The organism is Fibrobacter sp. (assembly GCF_017551775.1).
Taxonomy (GTDB): Bacteria; Fibrobacterota; Fibrobacteria; order Fibrobacterales; family Fibrobacteraceae; genus Fibrobacter.
In genome coordinates this window covers 22854-30151 of record NZ_JAFZKX010000057.1, presented here as the reverse complement: position 1 = coordinate 30151, position 7298 = coordinate 22854, and the positions used below count along the sequence as shown (strand labels likewise).

5 protein-coding genes are annotated in these 7298 nt (G+C 54.3%); 2 read left to right on the top strand and 3 right to left on the bottom strand.

What is annotated here, in order from left to right:
- The first annotated feature begins 540 nt into the window (after positions 1-540).
- Entirely contained in the window at positions 541-1479 is a 939-nt protein-coding gene (locus tag IK012_RS06625; RefSeq protein WP_290952185.1) for a sigma 54-interacting transcriptional regulator, read from the top strand.
- Between the two features lie 13 nt (positions 1480-1492).
- Here IK012_RS06625 and IK012_RS06620 read toward each other — a convergent pair whose 3' ends face one another.
- Positions 1493-2440 carry a PorV/PorQ family protein gene (locus IK012_RS06620; RefSeq protein WP_290952184.1) on the bottom strand — a complete coding sequence of 316 codons (948 nt, stop codon included), beginning with the start codon at positions 2438-2440 and terminating at the stop codon, positions 1493-1495.
- 237 nt (positions 2441-2677) lie between these two features.
- Between IK012_RS06620 and IK012_RS06615 the strand changes: the two genes are divergently transcribed.
- Positions 2678-4384: a Na/Pi cotransporter family protein gene (locus tag IK012_RS06615; protein ID WP_290952181.1), complete on the top strand. Its 1707-nt coding sequence runs from the start codon at positions 2678-2680 to the stop codon at positions 4382-4384.
- A gap of 24 nt (positions 4385-4408) precedes the next feature.
- Here IK012_RS06615 and IK012_RS06610 read toward each other — a convergent pair whose 3' ends face one another.
- On the bottom strand, positions 4409-5215 hold the full coding sequence (locus tag IK012_RS06610) for a DNA alkylation repair protein (protein ID WP_290952177.1): 807 nt from the start codon (positions 5213-5215) through the stop codon (positions 4409-4411).
- Positions 5212-7275 (bottom strand): DUF4419 domain-containing protein, encoded by a 2064-nt coding sequence (locus tag IK012_RS06605; protein WP_290952174.1) that lies wholly within the window; start codon positions 7273-7275, stop codon positions 5212-5214. Before IK012_RS06605 ends, IK012_RS06610 begins: the two co-directional genes overlap by 4 nt.
- Between the last annotated feature and the right edge of the window lie 23 nt (positions 7276-7298).

Genomic DNA, 7298 nt, shown 5'->3' with positions numbered 1-7298 from the left:
TTGCGGTTCTTGTCGGATTCAACGATGGCCTTGATCTTCTTGAACTGGCCGGCATCGGCGACAGAGCTGCCGCCGAACTTGCATACGATTCTTTGACTCATTTTTTCCTTTCGGGCCACCAAACCTCTCGGCTTCGAGCGCGATCGCTTTCCTCACGATCAATCCCCGTTCGGGGACTTGCCCAAGCCTACCCATCTGGCCAGCCACTTTGGTTTCCGGCGCCCACCAAAAATTCATTTTCAGAAATTTGGCTGCGACTCTTCGTGCATTTTCGTCACTCGAAGTGGTAAAGACTTCCAGTATTCACCACTTCTCGTTCCTGCCTGCACTCGGTCTCGCTCAAATTTCTTTTTCAAAGCAATTTTTTGCGGGCGCCTTATTGTGTCTATGTCTGCCGGGGAGAATTCCCCGAGCGGGGGCAAATATAAAAATTTGAGAAGGTGACGGCAAGGTTTTGTAAAAACTGGAGTGCGAATGTAAAAAACCGGGGCTCCGACGGCATAAAACGGCCGCGAAATCGTTTTATGGTTAGGAGACCCTATGAAAGATCCGAAAAAACTGCTACAGATCGCGGCGAACTCGTCCGTCACCGTCCTCATCCAGGGGGAATCGGGCGCCGGCAAGGAAGTCGCTGCCCGCTACATACACGACCATAGCCCGCGCAGGTTCGGCCCGTTTGTCGCCCTCAACTGCGGGGCGCTCGCGCAGAACCTCATCGAAAGCACGCTCGAAGGCTCGGTCAAGGGCGCGTTCACGGGCGCCTACGCCGACCAGAAGGGAATCGTGCGCGCCGCGAACGGAGGCACGCTCTTCCTCGACGAAATCGGGGAACTTCCGCTCGACGCCCAGAGCAAGTTCCTGCGCATCCTGCAAGAGAAGGCGGTGCTGCCCGTGGGTTCGTCGAAAAGCATACCCGTAGACTTCCGGCTGATATGCGCCACGAACCGCGATCTCAAAAAGGAAATCGCGGCGAAGCGCTTCCGCGAAGACCTGTTCTTCAGGCTGAACGTGTTCCCGATATTCATCCCGCCGTTGCGCGACCGCAGCGACTTTGACGACATCGCAGTAAGTATCTGGAGCGGCATCTGCGAAAACGCGAGGCGCACGCATTTCGAACCGCCCAAAGGCAGGCTCTCGCTCGACGAAATCGATTCGCTCAAGCAGTTCAAATGGCCCGGCAACGTGCGCCAGCTGAAAAACGTACTGCAGCGCTATGCGCTCCTGAAATCACACGGAATCCATATCAGGGAAGTCCTCTGCGAGGAATACTCGTCGACCGCCGTGAACGAGGAGAGCATCGTCCAGAAACGGATGAGCGGAGAGAACCTGTGGGCAAAGAAACGCGCCATCGCGCCCGAATGGATAGTCATCAAGGAAGCGCTCGAATCATGCGACTGGAACAAGAGCCGCGCAGCGCACAAGCTGGGAATCAGCCGCGGAAGCATCACGTACCAGATACAAAAGCACTCGACGTGCTAAGATGGGAAAGCCGCTAGAAACGCAGGCCGAGACCGAGGTAGTGGTTGCCGGAGCCAAGCGCAGGGCGCGGCGAATAGCCGTAGTCGAACACGACCATGCCGAAGGAGAACCCGATACCGGCGCTGAAGCCGTCTTCGGTATGCGGGCGCAGCGCGTAACCCATGCGTAACAAGAGGAATTCCTGGTAGGCGATTTCGGTGCCGAAGCGCCATTCGGGATCGTCCATGTCGGCACGGCGGTAGATGTCGGCGGAGAGGTGAACTTCCCAGAGGCTCTCGAGATTGAAAATGCGCGCGACCGGGACAATGCCCGTAATGCCCGCCTGCAGGGCCAGCGGGGCGGATTCATGCGCGTGGTCGTATTCGCTTTCGGTCACGTACCCGAAATTCGTGACGGTCGCACCGAAAGAAATGTACTGCATGACGCGGTAGATTACGCCACCATCGGCGAGGATGGCGATATTCGATTCATCGTCGATAGTCTGGTACGCGAAACGCGCGGAGAGCGACCACCCGAACGCCTTGCCGCGGTTGCCGAAGCCGGCCTGAGCGGCCCAGGCATAAGCCCCATATTCAGCGGCAAGCTCGCCATTCTCGTCGCGGCCCTCGATTTCGTCGTACCCGAGGTACTCGAGCCCGAGGGAAAGCCCGTAGCTTTCGCCCAGCGGAAGCCCGTAATAGACCGAGACGAAGTTGTCGGCACCCGCATCGCCAAACACGATCTGGTTCAGCCCGAATTCAGCGGACCGCATGCGCGTGATGGCCAGGGGGTTGCGACTCACCTCGGATACCCGAGCGGGGTCAGCGACGCCGGCACCCGAAAGCGCGGCTCCACGCGGAGAAGACTGCATGGAAAGGTGCTGCATTGTAACCCCGCCGAGACCCGTATTCCAATATCGACCGCTCGCAGAAAAGGCAGCGGCACACATCAGCAACGAAAGCAGCAGGGTTTTCTTCAACATACAGGCAACAAAATACAAAAAAAACACGCAATAGTCCACCACCCCTCCGCAAACCGGGATACCATTCCATGCCGTAGCGGCAATCACGCCTCCACCCGCGTTCCCTTGAAACACGGCCCGCTTTTTTCTATCATTGCTTGTAAACAGAAACAAAATAAATCTACGCCGCAAATCCGGACTAGCTGAAAGGCAGCGACGATGACCCCGGTAAGTGGCGCCACATAATAGGAATGTCCTATGACTCTAATGATCCTCAAGATGATCGGATGCCTCGCGCTCCTCATGTTCGGCATGAAAACGATGAGCGAAGGCTTGCAAAAACTCACCGGCGGACACCTCCGCGCAGTCCTTGGAACCATGACCAAGCACCGAGCGGGTGGACTCCTTACGGGTACGTTCGTTACCGCCGCCGTGCAGTCCTCGACTGCAACCACCGTCATGACTGTCAGTTTCGTTAATGCTGGTCTGCTTACGCTTAAGCAGGCCATTCCTGTTATTATGGGTGCAAATATCGGAACCACGGCCACAGCGTGGATCATGTCGATATTCGGATTCCAGTTCAACATGAGCAGCTTCGTGTGGCCCTTCTTCGGGCTCGCCATCGCGCTTTCGTATGTGCGCAAGAACAGCGTGAAAAGTTTCGCTGAATTCATATTCGGATTTTCGTTCATGTTCCTCGGCCTCACGACGCTCCGCGAAAACGCCGTCGCGATGGACCTCTCGCACAACCAGGCGGTCATCAACTTCTTCGCGACCTGCGGCAACTGGGGCATGCTCTCGACGCTCCTGTTCCTGCTCCTGGGCGGAATCCTGACGATGTGCGTGCAGTCCTCCGCGGCCATCATGGCAATCACGTTGCTCCTCTGCTCCAGCGGCGTGCTCCCGATTTACCAGGGCATCGCGCTCGTTATGGGCGAAAACATCGGTACCACGGTCACCTCGAACCTCGCGGCCCTTTCGGCAAGTACGCAGGCGCGGCGCGCGGCCCTCGCCCACATGCTCTTCAACGTATTCGGCGTGGTGTGGGTGCTCATCATATTCCACCCGTTCGTGAACATGGTCTGCCATTTCGTGGGCTTCGACCCGAACTTCGTGCCACAAACCGAAGAAGAAATCGCCCATGCGGGCGTCCGCGTGACCTACGCCCTCTCCGGATTCCACACAGCGTTCAACCTGTGCAACGTGGCGCTCCTCATCTGGTTCATCAAACCGATGGAAAAGCTCATCTGCAGGATCATCAAGGAAAAGGAAGACCCCGAAGATTTCAGCATCAAGTTCATCAGCGGCGGCCTCATGAGCACCGCGGAACTCTCGCTGTTCGAAGCCCGCAAGGAAATCAACCTGTTCGCCGAACGCACGCTCAAGATGTTCCGTTTTGTACCTGAACTCCTCAAGCTAAAAGACGAAGCCGCATTCGCGAAACTGTTCGCCCGCATCGAAAAGTACGAAGGCATCAGCGACAAACTGGAAATGGAAATCGGTGAGTATTTGAACAAAGTAAGCGAAGGTCACCTGAGCCCCGAAAGTAAGACCAAGCTGCAGTGCATGCTCAAGGAAATTTCCGAAATCGAGAGTATCGGCGACGCCTGCTACAACATGGCCCGCGTTCTGAATCGCAAGTTCAAGTGCGGCGAGGACTACACCGAAGAACAATACAGCCGTATCGACGGCATGATGAAATTCTGCGACCAGATGCTCACCCAGATGCTCCTGGTTGTCGAGAACAGGCCCGAAGCCGACCCGAAGGCAGTCCAAGCGTTCGAATTCGAAATCAACGATTACCGCAAGATGCTCAAGGAACTGAACGTGAACGACCTGAACGCGCAGCGTTACAGCTACCAGATGGGCGTGCACTACATGGACCTGATAAACGACTGCGAAAAGCTCGGCGACTACGTGGTGAACGTGGTCGAAGCGCACATGAACCACAGGCTCTCGAAATAAGCCTGCCACACCAGAAATACAAACCTACTTCAAGGCGCGCAAAACTTTTTTCTGCTCGTCGGTGATGCGGTAACTCTCGCACGCCTTCTGGATGGTCTTGGCGTGAATCCACGGCGAAAGCTTGCGGTTCTTTATGTAAGGGAACGCGCTATCCCACTGCTTGGCGAGCGCCGTCGCGAAATACCAGGCGACGACCATCTGCACGTAGTAGCGATCCGTGGAGCGCGCTGCATTTATCGAGGACTTTGCAGCGCCGGTATCGGAATCGTCAAACTTCTTCTCGTCTATTGCGGCAACCATTTCCAGGTGTTTCTTGTCAAAGCGTTCGTCCAGGAAAAAGTTCATGAGCATATTCACGCCGAAACGCACCGTGTAAGGCTTGCTCGACTTGAGCCACGCCTTGATGCGGGCCAAAAAGCGGGCCTCGTCCTTGAGCAATGCCTTCGGAGACTTACCGTCGCAAACCGCCCAGTTGTTGATGTAGGGCAAGAACTGCTCGATACGGCGCAGGCACTCTTCCGCATCCTTGATCTTTTCGACCACAAGGAGGTGCACCTGGTTCTCTTCGAAATACTTGTGCGGCAGCTTGTCCAAAAAATTCGCGACATCCTTCGGCATAGTTTTTGCCGCCGACTTCCCTACCGCCGACTTCGTGCCCACCGCGAATTTCGCCGCAGAATCCATGAACTCCTTCGCAATTTTCCGCATCACGGGCACGCGCACGCCGATAATCGACTTCTTGTCGATATTCGGCAACAGCGACGCATGGAAATCGCGGTACTTCAGGTCCTGATTTTCGAGGAGTTTCTTGACAAGTTCTGCGTGGGTCATTTCTTTGTCCGGCTATCCTTCGAGAAAGTAACACGAATTTTTATAGAATGTACGATTTCCTGTGCGCGTTCGCCCTCTACTACCACGTAGTGGAGCCGCGGAAACATCCATCCGTAATAAAGGACTGTCTTGACCTCTTGCAAGAAATCCCCGTAAACAGGGTGTTCCGTGTCCATATCGACCTTAACGACACGGCCTTCTTCACCGAAAGTAAGTTCGGCATCCACAGTCACATCCTGCCCTTCCTTATAATGGCGGTAAAAAGCCCTTTCAAGTCGCCAGCCGCATGTAGTCTTGACATTATCGGCCAGTCCCGCTTTATAAAACTTCACTGGCAAATTTTCCTTAAGCGACTTGCCTTCTTTAATAGCAAATGAGTCTACAATTACTTTGACATCCAGTTTCGGGATAGACTTTTCGTGTGCGAATTCCGCGGACTCGCCTTCAGTGGAAATTTTCCGCTCCTTGAAGAACGCCTCCATGCGGTCCCTGTTTTTCCATGCGCCCGCGCCCTGGATTCCCTGCATCGCCCCAATGGAGGCCGAATCGGGAATCACTTCTGGATTCAGCTTTGCAAAATAGGACAAATGCTCTATCAATTCGCCTTTCCGATAAAGGTTGACTGATACAGAAGGCTTAACGTCCTCAAAAAGCACCCGGACTCCAAAATCATCTTCCGGGTATTCCTCCTCGTAATCGGCAACCATGGCAAATTTTTCGATTTCGGCGCGGTCGTGTGTCGCATAAACAAGGCCATTCCTGTCATAGAAATTCATCGAATCCGAAATGGCGAGAGCTTCCTGCAACCGGAGCGGCTTTCCCGGAATGTATTCCAGCGTGCCCGAAAGTTTATTCATGTTGCACCAGCCACAGTGGGAACGCAGGGCATACCCCCTGGAGGCCTTCAGCATTCCCGTTGCCGTATCCACCTGGATGCCGACAAATCCCGTGGTAAGCTTCAGGGGAATTTCGCGGCCGAGATAATCCCATTTTATGTCAAACGACGAGATGACCTTTGGCAGTTGTTCGAACTCGATACCACCATTCCATTCCGTACGTCTCTTGAATTCAGAGTTTTCATCGTTAAAGAGGTACGGATAGAACTTCGTCAGCCAGCCACTAAACCGCGCATTTCCGCAGCCCTTCTGTTCCGGCACCTTGAAGATGCGCTGCCAGAATTCCACACCGGATTTCCCGTCAAACGCATTTGCAAATTCGTCGAGAATCGGGTTCAACTGTTCCGACCACCATTCCATATCGAGCCGCGATGCAAGCTTGTTGAAGGCCTCCTTCAGTAATAGCCAGTCCTGCCTAGTCCCCTCAATCTTTATCCGGGGAATACCGCAGAGCGTGTACACCGAGTAGGAATAGTATTCAGAAGCGACCGACAGGACCATAGCACGGGAAATGTTGTAGTCAGTGGGACTCGTGGTCGAAAATTTCGTCCGCAGGGGTTCCGCGGTTTCGGCGGGAATTTTTTGCTGCAATTCGTCAAACAGGGCCGTGATGACACCGAACCATTCCCCGTGCGAAGATTCCAGCGTCAGCCAGTTCGCAGAAACCTTGATGCTGGTATCTGCACCCGGACCCACAAAGCGGTCCTTCAAGGCGTCGCGATTGCTCTTTACATGCAGCCGGAAACCGTCCAGAAGCATGAGCCAGACATCATCCGGACTAATTTCCATGGGGTAGTGCCTGGCATACGCCAATGCGACCATGTCCGCAAAAGTAGGGCTTCCCGAATGTCCCTTGACAAAGGGGCTTATGGAATCGGAATAGGCATAAAAAATCTTCGTCGCATTTATCTTTTTCTGATTTCTGCCGTTAAAATACTCTACGAACCCGCCCTGCTCCACAGGGACAGTCTCTTCGCGAAATACACTATCGTGAACGCTCGTATCGACAATGGTAACGTACGCACTTGTATCACTGACAGACGGCTCAGTCTTGACTTGCGGCTGTTGCTGCACTGCCGCCATATCGGTAGCAGGTTTAGACTGGCATGAAGCCAGAGCGCAGACAACAAGCGCCAACAACGAGTATTTATAAACAACGCCCATATACGAAAATATATGAACAAAAC

Excerpts from the sequence above, each read along its gene's own strand:
- IK012_RS06610 (WP_290952177.1), bottom strand. The coding sequence starts at position 5,215 with ATGACCCACGCAGAACTTGTCAAGAAACTCCTCGAAAATCAGGACCTG.
- IK012_RS06620 (WP_290952184.1), bottom strand. The coding sequence starts at position 2,440 with ATGTTGAAGAAAACCCTGCTGCTTTCGTTGCTGATGTGTGCCGCTGCC.
- IK012_RS06605 (WP_290952174.1), bottom strand. The coding sequence starts at position 7,275 with ATGGGCGTTGTTTATAAATACTCGTTGTTGGCGCTTGTTGTCTGCGCT.
- IK012_RS06615 (WP_290952181.1), top strand. The coding sequence starts at position 2,678 with ATGACTCTAATGATCCTCAAGATGATCGGATGCCTCGCGCTCCTCATG.
- IK012_RS06625 (WP_290952185.1), top strand. The coding sequence starts at position 541 with ATGAAAGATCCGAAAAAACTGCTACAGATCGCGGCGAACTCGTCCGTC.